A 17,484-nucleotide genomic window follows, 5' to 3' on the forward strand; every position below is an offset into this window, starting at 1 on the left:
GGCTCCTGCCGGTAAGCAAATCATGGACGATCGATAGTCAGTCGCGGGCAATCCTGATTACATGACGTCACCCGCATTGCGCTTCTACTCGCCGTATCTGTGCGGTCAACGCAGAGACCGAAAGCTCACGCGCAGCTCTTCCGAGAAAGCTTGCGGTTGTTCCCACGCCGCAAAGTGCCCGCCTTTGGGAAGGCGGTTGTAGTGGATCAACTGTGGATATGCTTTCGCTGTCCAGCTTTGCGGCGCGGCGTAGATCTCATCGGGAAAGACGCTCACGGCAACCGGAATAGCAACGTGCTTCGGCGCAAAGAAGTTCAGCTTGTTTTCCTCATACAGGCGCGCCGATGAAATTGCCGTGCCCGTGAACCAATAGAGCGTCACGTTATCGAGCACGTCGTTGCGTGTGATTCCTTCGGACTTACCGTCAAATACTCGCGCGATCAGTGCCTGGCTGGCGGCGTCGTGGTCGATCATCCACGCGGCGAGGCCGAGCGGCGAATCTTCGATGCCATACAGCGTCTGCGGGCGGTTTGCCATTTCCAATGCGTAGCCGAGGCCGTGCTTGTAGAAATAGTCGAGCTGATCGAACGCGTGCTTCTCGTCGGCTGACAGAGACGCGGGCGCCGGCTCTCCGAACTTGAGCGCCCGCGCGATGTCGTCGGGCACCGTCGCCGGCATGTTGGTGTGAATGCCGAGCAGTTCCGGCGGTGTCAGCAAAGCCATTTGCTCCGTCACCGCATTGCCCCAATCGCCGCCTTGCGCGACGTACCGCGTGTAGCCGAGCCGCTGCATCAGTACGACCCATGCGCGTGCGATGCGAACGGGGTCCCAGCCCTCCTCGGTCGGCTTCCCCGAGAAGCCGTAGCCAGGGAGCGACGGAATCACGACATCGAATGCATCGGACGCAGTGCCGCCGTACGCCGTTGGGTTCGTCAGCGGGCCAATAATCTTCAATTGCTCGATGATCGAGCCAGGCCACCCGTGCGTGATGATGACCGGTAATGCATTGGCGTCCTTCGAGCGAACGTGGATGAAGTGAATGTCGACGCCGTCAATCTCGGTGACGAATTGCGGCAGCGAGTTCAGTCTCGCCTCGACGTCGCGCCAGTTGTAGTCCGTCACCCAGCAACGGGCGAGCTTTTGCATGGTTGCGAGTTGCACGCCTTGAGACGCATCCTTCGCGGTTTCGCGCTCAGGCCAGCGGGTCGCCTTTATCCGCCTCTTTAGATCGATAACTTTTGATTCCGGCGCGTGCACACGGAGTGGCCGAATAGCCGATTTGTCGGCACTGCCCGATGGCGATGCGTCAATGATCGATCGATTCGGTTCTGCGAACGCCAGTCGGCTTAGTGAACCAGCAACAGCGGCCGACGCCGCCACGCCGATAAAGCGACGGCGCGATGCGGTCTCGGGAAAGATATCGTCGGCCATACAGACTCCTGTTGGCAATAAGTGCGACGCCGCACGTCGCAGTGGTGGTAGCGATTGTGGGTAAACAAACCTCGCGGGTAAACGGCCGGGTTAGAACAACAGTTGTGTCGGCCGCGAATAGATCTTTTCCGCTGCAATCAGCGTGGCCGCAGCGATACATACGATGCGCGTAAAGCACCGTGTGAGATGTCATGCGACGGCAACGCAGCCGGATACGCCAGCCGTTTTTTCGCGTCGCTCAATACGGTATCAAGACTATTGATCGAGCGATGGCGTCACGCTCATTGGTCTTGCACAAGGCCGCGACTAGACTACCTGGGTGGACCGGATGCGCCGCACGCTTTTTGTCCCGCGAATCTTCTCAGGACCAAAAGGAAGCAAACATGAACCCGACTCAATTTGTGGTGGCATTGATCGCAAGCCCACTGTTTTTCAATAGCAGCGCGATCGCACAAGAGAATCAAAGCGGCGCTGCCGCGAAGCAGGCGGTGCAACTGGAAGCGGGCGCAAAGCCGGAGTTCGGCATCAAACGCGTAACGCCGCAATACTGGCGTGTCACGATCGATCATCCGCCGTTCAATATCTTCGGCCCCGAATCCATACCTCAGTTGAACAGCGTCATCACGCAGATAGAAAACGATCCCGAACTAAAGGTCGTAGTGTTCGACAGCGCCGTACCTGGTTTTTTTCTGACTCACTATGATTTCGTGCCCCCGCTCGAAGCGACTACGAGCATGCCGCCCGGACCCACCGGTATGCCGCCATTGCCCGATATGTTGAGTCGCCTGAGCCGCTCTTCTGTCGTGTCGATCGTATCGATCCGGGGCCGGGCTACCGGCGTTGGCAGTGAGTTGTCGCTTGCATCCGACATGCGCTTTGCCAGCCGCGAAAAAGCCGTGCTTTCGCAATTCGAGGTGGGCGCCGGGTTCGATCCGGGTGGCGGACCGATGTCGCGTCTTCCCCGCCTGATGGGACGGGGCCGTGCGCTTGAAATCCTGCTGAGCGGCAGCGACATCAACGGCGAACTTGCGGAGCGATATGGCTATGTCAACCGCTCGCTGCCAGATGCCGAGCTGGATAAGTTTGTCGACACACTGGCCCGGCGCATCGCCTCGTTCGACAAGCAAACCATTGGGGAAATCAAGCATTTCGTCAACATTGCCACTCTCCCGCCCGATAGCGAACTCGGCCCACAATGGGACGCCTTCATTACTTCTGTGCAGCGTCCGCAGGCACAGCACGATATCGGGAAGCTGATGGAACTCGGGCTGCAGAAAAAGCCCGACGTGGAGATTCATCTGGATCGATATACGGGCGAAGTAAGTCGGGGTGGCAAGTAGGCATAATGGCGCAATGCGACCGGTTCATTAATAACGGAGAAGTCACAGTGGAAGGCAAACCCCTAACCCGCGGAATAGACCATATCGGTCTGACGGTTCGAGACCTCAAGCTCACGGTGGAGTTCTTCACCGAATGCCTCGGCTGGACTCTCGTTGGCGAGCGCCCGAGCTACCCTGCGGCGTTCGTGTCCGATGGACACGTCACGCTGACGCTTTGGCAAGTACTCGACGCGGACCGGCGCGTCGAGTTCGACCGCAAGACCAACGTCGGCCTGCACCATCTCGCATTGAAGGTGGGTAGTGAAGAAGCATTAAACGAGATATTTGCGCGCGTTTCGGAATGGGCAGGCGTGGTGGCCGAATTCGCGCCTGAAGACCTCGGTCAAGGACCAAAGCGGCATGCGATGGTTTATGAACCCGGCGGCATCAGGCTCGAATTCGATTTCGACCCGCGCGTTTAAGAAACGAATTGCGACGAGCTCGCGCTCGAGGGCGGTAGCCGCGAACACCGCGCGGTGCCATCGTCCGATACGGTGTGGCGCATCGTGCGCTCGTGTGTTCATGTAATACGTTCGGATGGACTCGTATCCGGGGAAAGCGGAACCCATGACCCCGGCCAACGCATCAAAGCTGCGATCGCGGAATAAACCCAGGATTGCCGGTCTTCACGACTTCATTGAAGCGCTGCCTTGTCTGAATGTCATTGATCGCGTCGAAAGCGTCATCGGGCAGCGGCGCAATGTCGAAGTTTTCACGCGCACGCGCGTCAGTCTTGGGTGTCGTCAATACAGCGGTGCCGCGCTGCACTGCCCATGCGATCAGCACTTGCGCAGGCGTCTTTCCAACTCGCTCGGCAATCCGCAAGACAACCGGATCTTCGAGTGGTCCGGGCCTTATGCCATGCCCCAATGGCGCAAACGCCAGAAAGACGATGTCGTTCTTTTGGCAGAACTCCAGAAGTTCTCTTTCCGGAAGATAAGGATGAGCCTCGACCTGAACGACCGCCGGCTTGATTCGCGCAGCTTCATACAGCGGCTCGAGCTCATTCAGACCAATGTCGGAAAGGCCGATCGCGCGGCATCTTTTACGGTCGACGAGATCTTCCAAGGCCCGCCACGTGTCGAGTAAAGTCACACCGCGATCATAGAGAATGGCTCCATGCTCATCTCGCGGGTCCTGCTCGTCGCCAGGTTGAAACGCGAACGGCGTATGAATCAGGTAAAGGTCCAGATAATCGAGTCCTAGTCTGTCAAGACTCGCATTGAACGCAGGTTCGACGCGCTCGGGCCGGTGATTGGAATTCCACAGTTTCGTCGTGACGAAGAGGTCTTCTCGCGAAAGCTCTCGTGCCGACAGCGCGGCCTGTAAAGCCGCGCCCACCTCGCGCTCATTGCGGTATCGCTCGGCACAATCAAGGTGCCGATATCCAACTTTTAGCGCAGCGGTCGTGGCGCTTGTCGTGACGGCGGCATCGGCAATCAACGTGCCAAATCCGACTGCGGGCACGCGGCCGCCGCCGTGACTAAGCGCTATTCTTTTGAGCTGGAAATCGGAAGGCTCATTCATGACGACACCTCCAGGAGTTTGTGCAAATGTCTTCCGGCGGCTGCCGGACTTTCAGCATAGGATGATTTGCGCGGCATGCCTGACTATTTCGACGAAGCTCTACGCGGGCGCGATGCTGACAAGTTGTCACTCATCTGCGTGGCAAACGCGAGGATCACTTCTTCATTGCGCGACAGGAAAGTCCACTGCCCTGCCCGCGTCGCAACAAGAAGCCGGGCCGCGACGAGTGTTGCGATGTGGGCCGAGACGGTCGACTGCGATAGACCGCTTTGCGCATGAATCAGATTCGGCGGTACGCCATGACTGAAATCGAAATGGCCCTGTTCGAATACTTTGGCAGGCGTCTTCAACCATTCGAGAATGTCCCGCCGAAAGGGATTCGCAAGGGCTTTATAAATCCGGTCGATGTCGATCATGGCGATAGAAGAAGGCATGGTCAGAACATGTCCGCAGCGTTCAAACGCACTGCGCCCTGATGTCCAGCTTCCGGCGTGCGACGCGAAGGGATGAAAGGCCCCGTGATCATCTCCGAGTAGCTTTGGCCTGGCCCTACCATCGGGAACACATCGGCGTTCTCATCGATCATCACTTCGAGAAAGGCGGGTCCTTCGAACTTCACGAATGACTTCAGTTTGTCTTCGAGTTCGCTTATCGCTTCGACGCGGCAGGCAAACTTGAATCCGTCGGCGCGCGCCGCCATCACAAAGTCCTTCTGATGAAGCGACTTGTCGCTGACAAACGTCCGCCCCTCGTAAAAGAGACGCTGCCACTGTCGGATCATGCCGTCACCGCGATTGTTGAGCAGCAACACCTTGACGGGGACGCCATACGTGCTCGCTGTTTCCAGTTCGCCCGCATTCATCCGGATACTGCCGTCACCGTCGATGTCGATTACCAGCGCATCCGGCCGCGCCAGTTGTGCGCCAATAGCCGCGGGCAATCCGAAGCCCATGGTTCCCATGCTGCCTGACGTCAGAAAGCTGCGAGGCTCGATGAACTCGAAGAATTGCGCCGTCCACATTTGATGCTGGCCGACGCCCGTACTGATAATGGCTCTCCCCTGAGTAATTTCGCTGAGTTTCTCGACGACGAATTGCGGCTGAATCAGCGGACTGCGCCTGTCGTAGTTCATGCCGTGGCGCTGCTTGAGTTCCACCACTCGTTCGAGCCATCCGGCAGGCGATTGCACACCTGCACCGTGCTCCATCAACGAACGCAACGCCTGCTTCGCATCGCCCACGTGGCTCCAGTGCGTGCGCTTCACTTTGTTGATCTCAGCCTCGTCGATGTCGATATGCGCGACGTAACGTGCGCCGGCGGCAAATGCATCCGGGCGGCCACCGGCGACGCGATCGTCGAATCGGGAACCCACGGCAATCAGAAAGTCGCAATCTTCGACCGCATAATTCGCGCACGCGGAGCCGTGCATGCCGAGCATGCCAAGCGACAACGCGTGCTTTGCCGGTATGGCGCCGAGACCCATTAGCGTCGTCACTACCGGGATCCTGTAACGCTCCGAGAACGCGCGCAATTCGGCCGTTGCGCCCGCTGCGATGACACCGCCGCCGACGTACAGCAGCGGTCGTTCGCTCTGCCGCAGAAGATCGAAGAAACGCGCGCGTTTGTCCTCGCCGAGATCGCTGCCTTTCGCGACCATGCGCAGGCGATCGGAATAGCCGCGAAACTGCAACGTGCCTTTGCCCTGATAAACGCCCATCCAGTTCTGAATGTCCTTTGGCACGTCGACGACAACGGGACCGGGACGTCCGGTGCGCGCAATCTCGAATGCGCTTCGCAGGGTCTGCTCGAGTTTCGTTGCGTCGGTCACCAGGAACACCTGTTTGGCGCAGGCCGACATGATGTTGAAGACCGGCGCTTCCTGAAAAGCATCGCTGCCGATCGCGGCGCGCGGCACTTGCCCGCATATCAGTACAACAGGAATCGAATCGCCATTGCAGTCCGCAATGGGTGTCACGGCGTTCGTCGCGCCAGGTCCGGACGTCACCATGAATACGCCCACTTTTCCGCTCGCTCGCGCGTAGCCGGCGGCCATGAAGCCGGCCGCCTGTTCATTGGCCGGCACGATGAATCTGATTTGGCGCTCGGGATGCGACGCGCACGCTTCATTGAATCGAAACACCGCGTCGTAAGTCGGCAGGATCGCGCCGCCGCTATAGCCGAATAGCGTGTCGACGCCCTGTTCCGCGAGTACACGCAGAATGATGTCGGCGCCCGACATCAGTTCGCCTTCATGTGTCGGGTCTGGACAAACTTGCGAAGCTATTTGTGGATTCTGGGTCACGGCTGACTCGTATGGAAACCGGCGCTGAGGGCATCAGCGGCCGCGATTGGGGAATATCCCGTTCAATTCGAGAACAGCGTATGTTCGGCGCCAGTTCATGGACCATTACTGCGGCGGGATCTCCATACCGGTGCAGTCCATTTAGCACTTGCTTGGTGTGCATCTGGAAGAATTGCGAGGATGAATTGATTCTGCCAACTATCGGGACCCGCTGCGCGGCGATGCATTGGACTCACAGGCCAAAAGAGTTCGCTTTCGGGCCACGCGGTCTTTGACGCGGTCTTCGTCGAACGTGTGAACCAGCAATGTCTCCGCAATGCAATGCGCCACATCTGCGCCCAGATCTTCTTCGACCAGAGCCATCGCGAGGCCAACACCGGCGCTCACGCCGTCAGAAGAATAGAGATTGCTGTCTTTCAGCCAACCCGCATCTGGCACGACGTGCACCAATGGAAAGTCCCTCGCGAGACGATGTGCGTCGCACTCGCGAATAGTCAATGAGCGATGATCGGCGATACCGGCACGCGCCAGCAGAAACGCACCGTTGGATATGCACGCGATCTTTGTCGCCGTACGATCCACGCCGCCGAGCCAGCTCACCAGTTCCCGATGCTCACGCGCCGAGCCAACCGCCGGAGAGCCGGGCACGATGACGATATCAAACGATGTCCGTAAATCGCACAGCGATTCGGTCGTCCGTACCGCGGTCCCGTTCGAGCACATGACCGGCCCGAGCGTCGGACCAATGACATGCTGTACATAGAACCGTTCACCGCATACGCGGTTTGCTTCCTCGAATACATCCATCGGCCCGCTCACCTCGAGCAGTTGAAAGCCTGCATACAGCATCATTGCGACACGCATGCGCCATTTCTCCGCGAGTGTACCCAGCCCAGAACGAACGATTCTTCAAACGAAGTCTAATCAATGCGGCCCATGTGCGACTGCGTAGATCGCGCGATGTCAGGCCATTCGATGCGGGATTTGCGCCAGCCTGCAAAAAGAGGCATTCCGACGCGCAGGCGAGGCGCTTCTCTCTTTACGCCAGCGCAAAAGTCATTTACCACTTGTGACGGGCGGGCCACGCCATCATTGGGGTAAGCTAGGCGCTCGCTCGTTGCCGCGGCTTATCGCAATGCATGGAATTCCCACGAAAACACGTCGGTCTGCACCGTCAAGGCGAGCGTGCTCTTACTCGATGAAGGTCACGGCATGAAAGTCGCCATTGTCATATTCGAAGGTGCGCAAGCACTGGATGTAGCAGGCCCACTCGATGTATTCGCTGAAGCGAATGCAAACCTTCCCGAGCATCAGCGATATGAAGTGTCGCTCGTCGGTAGCACAGCCGGCACGGTCACGTGTTCAAACGGCATGCAGCTTGCCGTTCCTTATGGCTATGCGGACTCCGTCACTCAGTTCGACCTCGTACTGGTGGCAGGCGGGCCCCGCTTGCCTGACTGCAATCCACCGAACGAATTGCTGACCTGGCTGCAAAACCAGGCACGCGGAGCGGCGCGCTTCGGCTCCGTTTGCAACGGTGCATTCGTGCTTGGACATGCTGGCTTGATCGACGGCAAGCAGGTAACGACCCATTGGGCCGATGCAAGGCGCCTCGCGGACAACTTCCCTCTTGCTCGAGTACAGCCCGACAGGATCTTCATTCGTGACGGTCGTCTTTTCACCTCTGCCGGTGTGACGGCGGGCATCGACCTGTGTTTGTCGTTAGTGGCGGAAGACTGGGGACACGAGATGGCGGTACGCGTTGCCAAACGTCTGGTTGTCTATATCCAGCGAGAAGGCGGCCAGTCGCAGTACAGCCCCTACATTGGTGCAGGCAAGGAGGAAAACCCGATCATCGGCAAGGTGCACCGCTATGTCACCGAACATATCACCGACGCATTGTCGATCGAACAACTGGCAGGCGCTGTTTCGGTAAGCCGGCGCACCTTCTCGCGGCTCTTTGCCAAGTATGCAAAGGTGACACCGTCGGCGTTCGTCGAGCAGGTTCGCGTGGACACTGCGAGGAAACTGCTTGAAGACTCGGACGCTCCGTTGAAAACCGTCGCGTTTCAATGCGGCTTTCACAGCGCCACGCAAATGCGGACCACGTTCACCCGAAGACTGAACGTTACGCCGAAACAATACCGCCAAAGATTTCGCGGCACAGTAAGCGCACCGCCGCGGACCTATAGCGGCGCCGATCAGCACGCCGCATCTCAGCTTTCGCCGCAGTTGTGATTCCTGAAGAGTTGGCCCCTTCTCTTCCGGATGTTCTCGAGCCGGGTTTGTCGCTGGTCTTTTGCGGTATCAATCCTGGCGTGCGTGCCGCTGTAACCGGCCATCATTTCGAGGGCAGAAACAACCGGTTCTGGCGTGCCGTTCATCTCGCGGGTTTTTCTCCGCAACAGATTCGGCCTGAAGACGACCGCAGCTTCGTTCAGTATGGATGCGGTCTCACGACAGCAGTGTCGCGGCCAACCGCACGCGCCGACCAGCTATCGCGAGCGGAAATCGAAGCAGCCGCGTCTGCATTCGAGCAAAAGATCAAACGCTATGCGCCACGCTACATTGCCTTTCTCGGGAAGATGGCGCTATCCGCTATGTCCGGCAAACGCGATATTCAATGGGGACTTCAGCAAGAACCTTTCGGTGGTGCGCGTGCGTGGGTGCTGCCAAATCCGAGTGGCCTGAATCGTGCCTATAGCCTCGAATTACTCGTGCGTGCTTACCGCGAACTTTACGTCGCCGTTGCGTCTTCGGATTGAAGATGCGGATTGCTGCGCAGGCTCTCGGTCACGAAGTCGACAAAAGCGCGGACCTTCCCGCTCGCGCCTCGCCGTTCGATATGCAAGAGACTCACTGGCGTGGGCTCCGGTTCGAATGCCGTGAGAATAGGCTTGAGTTTGCCGTCCTGTACCTCTTGGGCCGCCTGATAGGACAACAATTGCGTTAGTCCCACGCAATCGAGTGCCGCCAGAACGGCAGCCGCAGTCAGGTCGACGATCATTCGCGGCTGGATTCGAACCGGCATTCTCGTACCGTTGCCATCGAACACCCACTCCAGCGGATGAGAGACGCCCGTGAACGACACACATTGATGATCGGCGAGATCTTTTGGATGACGCGGCTCGCCATGCGCCGCGAGATACGCAGGCGCGGCGTAGGTCCGACGCCGCACAAACCCCAACGGAATAGCGAATATCGACGAATCTCCAAGATGGCCGATGCGAACGGCGATATCCACGCCTTCTTCCAGTAGCCGCGTGGTGCGGTCGACATAGATGGCGTTGACGGTGACTTCCGGATAGCGCAGCGCAAACGCATTGATGAGCGGCGCGATAAAGCGCTGACCAAACATCACCGGCGCGGAAACAGTCAGTGTGCCAACGGGATTCAGATGATCGGCGGCAACATTGGCGTCGGCCTCGGTGATCGCGTCCAGCACTTTGCGGCAAGCGTCGAGATAGCCGAGACCTGCGTCGGTCGGCCGTATTGTCCGCGTGGTTCGCGCGAGCAGTTGCGTGCCGAGACGGGCTTCGAGTGAATTGAGCGCGCGAGAAACCGCGGGCGTCGACATGCCGAGTTTCTCCGACGCGCTCGTGAAGCTCCCACGATCCACGATGGCAACAAAGACTTCCATCTCGCGCAATTTGTCCATTCCGGCTTCCCATGCGGTAACGCTCACGTCTACACCGCGATTGTAGGCGCCGTAATAGCCCGAATCCTGCATTGGCCTGAATTCGATTGAAAATGGCCCGCTTCTCACTCTTCCGGGTGACTGCAAAGCGAGTTTTCATGATGCTCGTCGCGAATCAAAGGCACTCTTTTGCGCATCCGGAAAAACACTTGTTCGCCGCATGAAAACGGTGATGACGCTTTTCGCCGCGCTGGCAAATTTCGCCACGTTATTGGCCCGATACGCGATCCATTCCGGCTTCTGCAATTCCCACGCGTCGCGGACAATCAACTCGCCACTCATCGTATCGACAAGCAAAGGAAGAGTCCGTTATGTTTTCTGCAATGCTCGAAGTCAATCCGCTACCTGAACAGTTCGACCTTTATCTCGGCATGGCAAAGATGCTGCGCCCCGAACTCGAGAAGATCGTCGGCTTTATCGACAACGCCCGCTACGCCAGCCTGACGCGCGAGGGATGGCTTCTTTCCCTATCGAGCTGGCGCGACGAGAAGTCGCTGGTTCGCTGGCGCACCACGACGAAGCATCATCAGATACAACAGGCGGCGCGCGATCGTGTGTTTGCCGACTATCGGCTGCGCATCGGCCAGACGGTTGCCGATACACGCGTGCCCGAAGGAGAAGTTCTGCTCGAGCAACGGCTCGATGTCACCGAGGCGGGCGCGGGTACTGCGGTGACACTGCTCGATGCGCAGCGCGCGCCCGAGTGGGCCAAAGAGGCCGGCGCAGAAGCCGTGGCAAGGTCGCTCGGATTTGATGCAACAACAGCGACAGCGGCAGCGGGCCTCGTGGCGTGGGACATATTCGACGCGCTAATGGCGCCCGGCGATGTGATCACTTTACTGACCTGGCGCGATCACGCCGCCGCCGAATCTTTCGAACGCAAGGCTGCATTGCCGGAAGACGTGCGTCTGCGGCATATCCGCGTGGTGCGCGAGTACGGCATGTTCGATCGTCGCGAAGCGCCTCAGTACTTTGCGGACGTGCAACCTTCCGCATAGACAGTAAAGCAGCGTCCGGGAAACAAAAGACTATTGCGATGGACGCACATTGTCATTGTGCCAGGCCGAGCCGTGGCCTGATTTGCGAACGAAATGGCCAACTGCGCCAGCTCTGTTGTCTTCGAAGAGCAAGGCGATCTCCTAGAATGAATCAACGTCCGATTCATAGCCTTATTCAACCTTACTCGATTCGCGCACTCATATGACCATCGCTACGCCATGGAACGCGGGAACGGCAACATCGGACGTAGCAGATGCGTCGTCACCGAGTGTCGTCCGCGAGACAGAGAGCCCGCTTCCTCCTAAGTCCGCGGCAGCGGAGTTGTCGCCTCGTCTTGCGACGGGTCTCGTCGGGATGCTTCTCGCGTCTTTGTTGGCAATACTTAACGAGCAGGTCACCGCAGTGGCGATGACCGACATTCGCGGTGCGCTTTCAATCGGACACGATGACGGAAGCTGGCTGACCGCCCTCTTCGAGGCCGCGAATGTCGCCACGATGGTCTTCGCGCCGTGGTTCGCGATAACGCTCACGCTGAAGCGGTTCACGCTTGGCGCCGTAATAGCCGCGATGCTTATCGGTGTTCTTTGCCCGTTTGCACCGAACCTCCCGGCGCTTTATGCGCTGCGTGTGCTGCAGGGAATAGCCGGCGGATGCCTGCCTCCCATGTTGATCATCGCGGCGTTGCGCTACCTTCCGCCGAAGATCAAGTTATACGGCCTTGCCGGCTACGCGCTGACCGCAACCTTTGGACCATCGCTGGCAACGCCGCTCGCGGCTCTGTGGACCGAGTACGTCGACTGGCGAATGGCATTCTGGCAAATCGTACCGCTCGGCCTGATTAGCTGCGTAGCGATCCAGCAAGGGCTGCCCGACGAATCCTCGAAATTGGAACGTTTTAAGTCATTCAACTGGACCGGCTTCGTCACCGGCTTTCCCGCTATCGCCATGCTCGTGATTGGTCTATTGCAAGGCGACCGCCTCGACTGGCTGAATTCCGGCTTTATCCGCGTCATGCTCGGTGGAGGAACGCTGTTGCTGGCCGCGTTTCTCATCAACGAGTGGTTTCATCCCTCGCCGTTCTTCGGCCTTCAACTACTACGCCGCAGAAACTTCACGCACGGTCTGATTACACTCGCGGGCGCGGTGATCCTGCTGACCGGCGTCGCGGTCATCCCCGCGCAATACCTTGCGAAAGTACACGGATACAGGCCGCTGCAAACCGCACCGCTCGCGCTGCTGGTCGCGATTCCGCTATTGATTGCGCTGCCTCTGACTGCCGCGCTGCTGAACATGCAGCGCGTGGATCGCAGATGGGTCATCGCGATCGGACTTTCACTCATGGCTACCACATGCTTCCTGGGAAGCTACATGACTTCCGAGTGGATTCGCGACAACTTTTATTGGCTGCAGTCGTTGCAGATTGCCGCGCAACCAATGGTGATCCTCTCGATCCTGATGGGCGTAACCGGGGGCTTGCCGCCGACAGAAGGCCCGCTTGCTTCCGCGATGTTCAACACGCTGAAAGTTTTCGCCGGCGTGGCGGCCACCGGTCTCATTGAAGGGCTCGGTACTGCGCGCCAGCACTTTCACTCGAGCATGCTCGTGGACCGGCTTGGCAATAACGCGTTGATCACGACTCAAAGCGCCGACGCAAATCACGGTTTCGGCGCACTCGCGCAACGCATTCATGAGCAGGCGATCGTGCTGACATCCGCTGATCTGTATCGCGTGATGGCGTGCATTGCCGTCGCCCTGCTTTTTCTTGTTCCGGTGTTACCCACGCGCATTTATCCGCCCTGGAGCACCACGCCGCCATCTTCACGCTAAACGACAATAGATATGTCAGTTCTCACCCGCCCTTCCAACAAAACGCTTCGCCTCATAGCGTATGTGTCAGTAGCTTGCGCCATTGGTGTCGCCTGCATATGGCTGCTCGCGACGCCCAATAGCGAGTCGACCAACGACGCCTATGTCACGGCCGATTTCACGCTACTCGCAGCGCGTATCCCCGGCCAGCTTTCCGAAGTACCTGTCGCGGACAATCAGCAGGTGAAGACGGGGCAACTGATCGCACGCATCGACGACCGCGATTTCCGCGCCGCACTGATGAGCGCCGAAGCGGACGTCGCTGCAGCGAAAGCATCGGTCGTTAACTACGACGCCGAAATCGCGCGTCACCCCGCGCTCGTCGCGCAGGCGCGAGCCACGCTTCGCTCCGACGAAGCCGAGATCCAGTTTGCGCGAGCAAACGCCGCGCGTTACAGCAATCTTTCGGAAGCCGGCGCCGGAACGACGCAAGAGCAGCAGCGTTCTTCCAGCGCATTAGCCGAGCAACTGGCGCAGCAATCGCGCAATCAGGCAGTACTTGTCGCGACCGAGCAGAACCTCGACGTTTTGCGTGCACAGCGCGACAAGGCGGCCGGCGCGTTAGCGCATAGCGAAGCCACGCTCCAGCAGGCAAAGCTCAACCTGTCGTATACGGAGATTCGCGCACCGGTCGACGGCAAGATCGGCAGACGTTCCGCACGTGTGGGCGCATTTGTTACGCCGGGCGCCCCGCTTGTCGCCATCGTTCCGCTATCGGACGCATACGTCGTGGCTAACTTCCAGGAAAACCAGCTCGCGAGAATGCGGCCCGGCGCACGCGTGCGTATTAAGGTGGACAGCTTTCCAGGCGTCGTGATCCGAGGCCACGTCGACAGTCTTGCGCCTGCTACCGGCGTGAGCTTCGCGCCCATTGCGCCGGAGAATGCTACGGGCAACTTCACGAAGGTCGTTCAGCGTGTGCCTGTCAAAATCAGCATCGACCCGGGGCAACAGGCTGCATCTGCATTGAGCGTGGGCCTCTCTGTCGAAACGGAAGTCGATGTCGGCAAGCCCGCCGAAGTGTCGATCAGCGGAGCAGACCCAAAATGAACGCGAATCTGTGTTCAATCCGTACACCGGTGCTCGCGACGCTGCTTGGCATGTTGCTCAGTGCATGTATGGTGGGCCCCAATTTCGAACGCCCGCAGACCGCTGTGCCCGATGTATTCAGTCGCACGCAATCCGCACAGGCGCCAAGCCGCGCGATCGAAGCCGGCTTTGATTCGGACTGGTGGAAGCTGCTCAACGATCCCACGCTGGACTCGCTGGAGCAACGCCTCACCGATGCGAATCTCGACGTCGCAGCCGCGTCGGCGCGCTTGCGCCAAAGCCGTGCGCAGCAACGCATTGTCGGCGCCGACGAGTACCCGACCGTGAGCGGCGCCGCATCGTATAACCGCGAGCGAGGCAGCATAAACGGCATTCTGTCTTTGCTCGGCGTGACGCCGACAGGAAGCCAAAGCCAATCGGCCTCGGGCGCGTCGCCTACCGGCGTGGCCCCATTGCCAGGCGACAAAGGCTCGCCCGCTTATGACCTCTATCAGTTCGGCTTCGATGCATCGTGGGAACTCGATTTCTGGGGACGCGTACGACGCGGTGTCGAAGCCGCGACGGCGGTGAGTAACGCATCATATGAGGACCGCAACTTTGTGCTCCTGTCCGCGCGGGCCGAATTGGCTCGCGACTATGTGCAGTTGCGCGACACTCAGGCTCTGCTTGAAATAGCCCAGCAGAACCTTGAAATAGCACGCGATGCCACGAAGCTCACGGAAACGCGCGTGCGTGAAGGCGTCACGACGAATCTGGACGTCGCGAATGCGGCCGCCCAGGCGGCGTCGATTGAAAGCCTGATTCCGACTCTTGAAGCCAACTGCGAGACGACCATCAACTCAATTGGCTTATTGCTCGGAATGCAGCCTGGCGAACTACAGCAAACCTTGAGCGCGCGAGGCGCTGTTCCGAAGCTTCCGAACAATGTGCCTATCGGCTTCGCATCGGAAGTCGTGCAACGCCGGCCCGATATCAGAAGAGCCGAGGCGCAGTTGCACGCCGCCACCGCTGCGATTGGAATGGCGAAAGCGGATTTCTATCCACGCATATCGCTGAACGGCAGCGCGGGATTTCAGAGCCTTCAGCTTTCGAATCTCGCGGACTGGGCATCGGGGCAATTTGTTATCGGACCGTCGATCACGCTTCCCATCTTCGAAGGCGGCCGCCTGAAAGGAACACTTCATTTGCGCGAGGCGCAACAGCAGGAAGCCGCAATCGTCTACAAGCGCACGGTGCTGGCCGCGTGGCGCGAAGTCGACGATGCGCTGGTTCTCTACGACGCCGAACAGCGGCGCAACGAGCGCCTGCAACAGGTCGTACGTCTGAATCAGAGTGCGCTTTCGATTGCGCGGCAACGATATAAAGCGGGCGCCGTCGATTTTCTCGACGTGCTCAATGTGCAGAAGCAGTTGCTCGACGCGCAAAGCAATCTGGAGCGCAGCACGGCGAACGCGGCTACGAATCTCATCACGTTATGCAAGGCACTCGGCGGCGGTTGGGAGTCGACGTATGCGCAACAGGATGCCAGGCAGTAACTTCCTGCCTGCCAATGCTCTCCTTCTAACAATCGACACGCAATAGCGAATTGCGGCACTGATGTGGCACTAACGGGGAACCAATGGGGCACTTGAAATCAGCAGTTCAATCTGCGCGATTCTATTGGTCATCGTGATCGACTAATCAGAACCGTTTTTTTAATCGAGGTGGAAAATGAAAGTCTCTCTTGCTTCAGTACTCGTCGCAACGGCGCTCTTTGCCGGATCGGGCGTTGCATTTTCGCAGCCGGCCGGCAATACCAGTCAGGGGGCGAACTCAACGCTGTCTCAGCCGCCGATGGCGCAGTCGTCCGGCTCCATGAGCGGCAACGACTCCCGCGGACCGCAGTACAGCGGATCGACCGCAAGCGGACGCGCGAGGAATGGCGGCGCTTGTGTCGTGGGCTTGTCTTGCGACATCTATCAGGGCAGTTAGCCGGGCCGGGCTGGGACGCGTGCCGCCGATGAACGACAGGCAGTTCCTCGGCTCAGCAACGGATCGAAATCTGTATGAGGGCCGCCCGGCTGTCATAGCGGGCCCCGGCAAGCTTCTGCACTGGCGCCCCCTCATCAAGACAAAGAAAATAGCGTTATCTTCATTCCGCCACAGGAATCCAGGCAGCACTCGCCGCATCGCTAGACCTGAACGCCGGAAACCTGGCCCCCAGCTCCGTGACAGTCTTGATGTCGTTCTTCACGAGATCGTCACGCGTAATAAGCGTAGGCTTGACCACGATATGATGCGCAAGCCCCTCACCCGCCACTGCCAAAGCCGCGGCCCGCACAGAAACAGCGCCAACCACCGCGGGATTAGTCGCAGCGGTCGCTACCCACGCACTATTAGGCGCGCGAATCGCCTCTATGTCCGCAGTCGAGATATCGGCACTGTAAATGCGAACCTTTGATCCTAGTTTCGCTTCATCCGCTGCCAGCTTCGCGCCGCGTGCAAATTCATCGTAAGGCGCAAAGACCACACGAATGTCAGGATGCGCACGGTACGCCGCCGCGGCCTGGTTCGCGACCGATTGCGCAATCGGATTGTTCACGGTCCCAAAGCGCGCCTTCTCCTGCACCTGTGGATGCGCACTCTTGAACTCGCGCCACACGGCATCGCGCCGGTCCAGCGGCGCAAAGCCCGCCACATAGACATAGCCGGCGGAGAACGCGTCGCCGTTATCCTTGACGGCCTGATTCAACAGCAGCGTCGCAAGGTCATGATCGCTCTGCTCGATCTGCGGCACCTTCGGGTTGTTCAGGTCGACGTCGAATGCAATCACCTTGATGCCTTTATCCAACGCTCGCTGCACCACGTCCTTAAGCGATTCCGGCAAGCCATGATTTACGATGATCGCCGAGACGCCAAGGCTGATCGCCTGCTGAATCTGCTCGCGTTGTTCGGCAGCATCCTGCCGCCCCTCGTAAATGCGCAGATCGATCCCTAGCGCCTTGGCCTGCTTCTGCGCGCCGGCCTCATAGGCCTGGAAGAAATCGCCCTCCGAAAGATAGTTGACCAACGCAATCTTCACGCCGCCCTTGTCGAACGGTGCAGGTGCGCCCTTGAGCGGCGCGGCGTGCGTCGGCTGACCAACGCCCAGCATCGCCGCCGCGGAGAACAACGTCAATGCAACAGCCATGCGTCGCGCGCGCAACGTGTGACTAAAAATCGATTTCATCGGAGGTCTCCTGCAAACCGGTTAA

17 protein-coding genes are annotated in these 17,484 nt (G+C 59.0%); 9 read left to right on the forward strand and 8 right to left on the reverse strand.

Translation table 11 applies throughout. The features are described from left to right. Positions 1 to 105: 105 nt before the first annotated feature. On the reverse strand, positions 106 to 1,431 hold the full coding sequence (locus P0D87_RS07130) for an epoxide hydrolase family protein (RefSeq protein WP_053858298.1): 1,326 nt from the start codon (positions 1,429 to 1,431) through the stop codon (positions 106 to 108). Positions 1,432 to 1,814: 383 nt separating this feature from the next. Here P0D87_RS07130 and P0D87_RS07135 point away from each other — a divergent pair, with 383 nt between their 5' ends. Then, positions 1,815 to 2,771: an enoyl-CoA hydratase/isomerase family protein gene (locus P0D87_RS07135; RefSeq protein WP_006052661.1), complete on the forward strand. Its 957-nt coding sequence runs from the start codon at positions 1,815 to 1,817 to the stop codon at positions 2,769 to 2,771. Positions 2,772 to 2,776: 5 nt separating this feature from the next. Further along, positions 2,777 to 3,232, forward strand: coding sequence for a VOC family protein (locus tag P0D87_RS07140; RefSeq protein WP_053858299.1), 456 nt, complete (start codon positions 2,777 to 2,779; stop codon positions 3,230 to 3,232). A 163-nt stretch (positions 3,233 to 3,395) separates the two neighbouring features. Here P0D87_RS07140 and P0D87_RS07145 read toward each other — a convergent pair whose 3' ends face one another. The 4 genes from P0D87_RS07145 to P0D87_RS07160 form a co-directional block, all read right to left on the reverse strand. Further along, positions 3,396 to 4,337 (reverse strand): aldo/keto reductase, encoded by a 942-nt coding sequence (locus P0D87_RS07145; RefSeq protein WP_053858300.1) that lies wholly within the window; start codon positions 4,335 to 4,337, stop codon positions 3,396 to 3,398. Between the two features lie 83 nt (positions 4,338 to 4,420). Continuing rightward, positions 4,421 to 4,753: an ArsR/SmtB family transcription factor gene (locus P0D87_RS07150; RefSeq protein ID WP_408636778.1), complete on the reverse strand. Its 333-nt coding sequence runs from the start codon at positions 4,751 to 4,753 to the stop codon at positions 4,421 to 4,423. Between the two features lie 20 nt (positions 4,754 to 4,773). Continuing rightward, a complete protein-coding gene (gene ilvB / locus P0D87_RS07155) occupies positions 4,774 to 6,639 on the reverse strand; it encodes a biosynthetic-type acetolactate synthase large subunit (protein ID WP_408636770.1) in 1,866 nt (621 codons plus the stop codon). 198 nt (positions 6,640 to 6,837) lie between these two features. Beyond that, entirely contained in the window at positions 6,838 to 7,503 is a 666-nt protein-coding gene (locus P0D87_RS07160; protein WP_053858303.1) for a DJ-1/PfpI family protein, read from the reverse strand. A 348-nt stretch (positions 7,504 to 7,851) separates the two neighbouring features. Between P0D87_RS07160 and P0D87_RS07165 the strand changes: the two genes are divergently transcribed. Together P0D87_RS07165 and mug are read left to right on the forward strand one after the other, a co-directional pair. Then, positions 7,852 to 8,877: a GlxA family transcriptional regulator gene (locus P0D87_RS07165; RefSeq protein WP_053858304.1), complete on the forward strand. Its 1,026-nt coding sequence runs from the start codon at positions 7,852 to 7,854 to the stop codon at positions 8,875 to 8,877. Further along, positions 8,874 to 9,404, forward strand: a complete 531-nt coding sequence (gene mug / locus P0D87_RS07170) for a G/U mismatch-specific DNA glycosylase (RefSeq protein ID WP_408636771.1) — start codon at positions 8,874 to 8,876, stop codon at positions 9,402 to 9,404. The genes P0D87_RS07165 and mug overlap by 4 nt, the downstream gene beginning before the upstream one ends. On the opposite strand, the gene P0D87_RS07175 is transcribed toward mug, so the two are convergent. Then, on the reverse strand, positions 9,377 to 10,297 hold the full coding sequence (locus P0D87_RS07175; RefSeq protein ID WP_044021990.1) for a LysR family transcriptional regulator: 921 nt from the start codon (positions 10,295 to 10,297) through the stop codon (positions 9,377 to 9,379). The genes mug and P0D87_RS07175 overlap by 28 nt on opposite strands. A 135-nt stretch (positions 10,298 to 10,432) precedes the next feature. After that, a complete protein-coding gene (locus P0D87_RS07180; RefSeq protein ID WP_029970788.1) occupies positions 10,433 to 10,633 on the reverse strand; it encodes a hypothetical protein in 201 nt (66 codons plus the stop codon). Positions 10,634 to 10,647: 14 nt separating this feature from the next. Between P0D87_RS07180 and P0D87_RS07185 the strand changes: the two genes are divergently transcribed. The 5 genes from P0D87_RS07185 (at position 10,648) to P0D87_RS07205 (ending at position 16,222) form a co-directional block, all read left to right on the forward strand. Continuing rightward, positions 10,648 to 11,334, forward strand: coding sequence for an antibiotic biosynthesis monooxygenase family protein (locus P0D87_RS07185; protein ID WP_053858305.1), 687 nt, complete (start codon positions 10,648 to 10,650; stop codon positions 11,332 to 11,334). Between the two features lie 355 nt (positions 11,335 to 11,689). Next, positions 11,690 to 13,162 carry an MFS transporter gene (locus P0D87_RS07190; RefSeq protein ID WP_029970787.1) on the forward strand — a complete coding sequence of 491 codons (1,473 nt, stop codon included), beginning with the start codon at positions 11,690 to 11,692 and terminating at the stop codon, positions 13,160 to 13,162. Positions 13,163 to 13,174: 12 nt separating this feature from the next. Then, entirely contained in the window at positions 13,175 to 14,251 is a 1,077-nt protein-coding gene (locus P0D87_RS07195) for an HlyD family secretion protein (RefSeq protein WP_053858306.1), read from the forward strand. After that, on the forward strand, positions 14,248 to 15,786 hold the full coding sequence (locus P0D87_RS07200) for an efflux transporter outer membrane subunit (protein WP_029970785.1): 1,539 nt from the start codon (positions 14,248 to 14,250) through the stop codon (positions 15,784 to 15,786). The genes P0D87_RS07195 and P0D87_RS07200 overlap by 4 nt, the downstream gene beginning before the upstream one ends. A gap of 175 nt (positions 15,787 to 15,961) precedes the next feature. Beyond that, on the forward strand, positions 15,962 to 16,222 hold the full coding sequence (locus P0D87_RS07205; RefSeq protein ID WP_006052649.1) for a hypothetical protein: 261 nt from the start codon (positions 15,962 to 15,964) through the stop codon (positions 16,220 to 16,222). A 160-nt stretch (positions 16,223 to 16,382) separates the two neighbouring features. Here P0D87_RS07205 and P0D87_RS07210 read toward each other — a convergent pair whose 3' ends face one another. Further along, complete coding sequence (locus P0D87_RS07210; protein WP_082366995.1) at positions 16,383 to 17,459, reverse strand: substrate-binding domain-containing protein; 1,077 nt, start codon at positions 17,457 to 17,459, stop codon at positions 16,383 to 16,385. Positions 17,460 to 17,484 lie beyond the last annotated feature (25 nt).

Source organism: Paraburkholderia sp. RL17-368-BIF-A (genome assembly GCF_046054045.1).
Taxonomy (GTDB): domain Bacteria; phylum Pseudomonadota; class Gammaproteobacteria; order Burkholderiales; family Burkholderiaceae; genus Paraburkholderia; species Paraburkholderia graminis.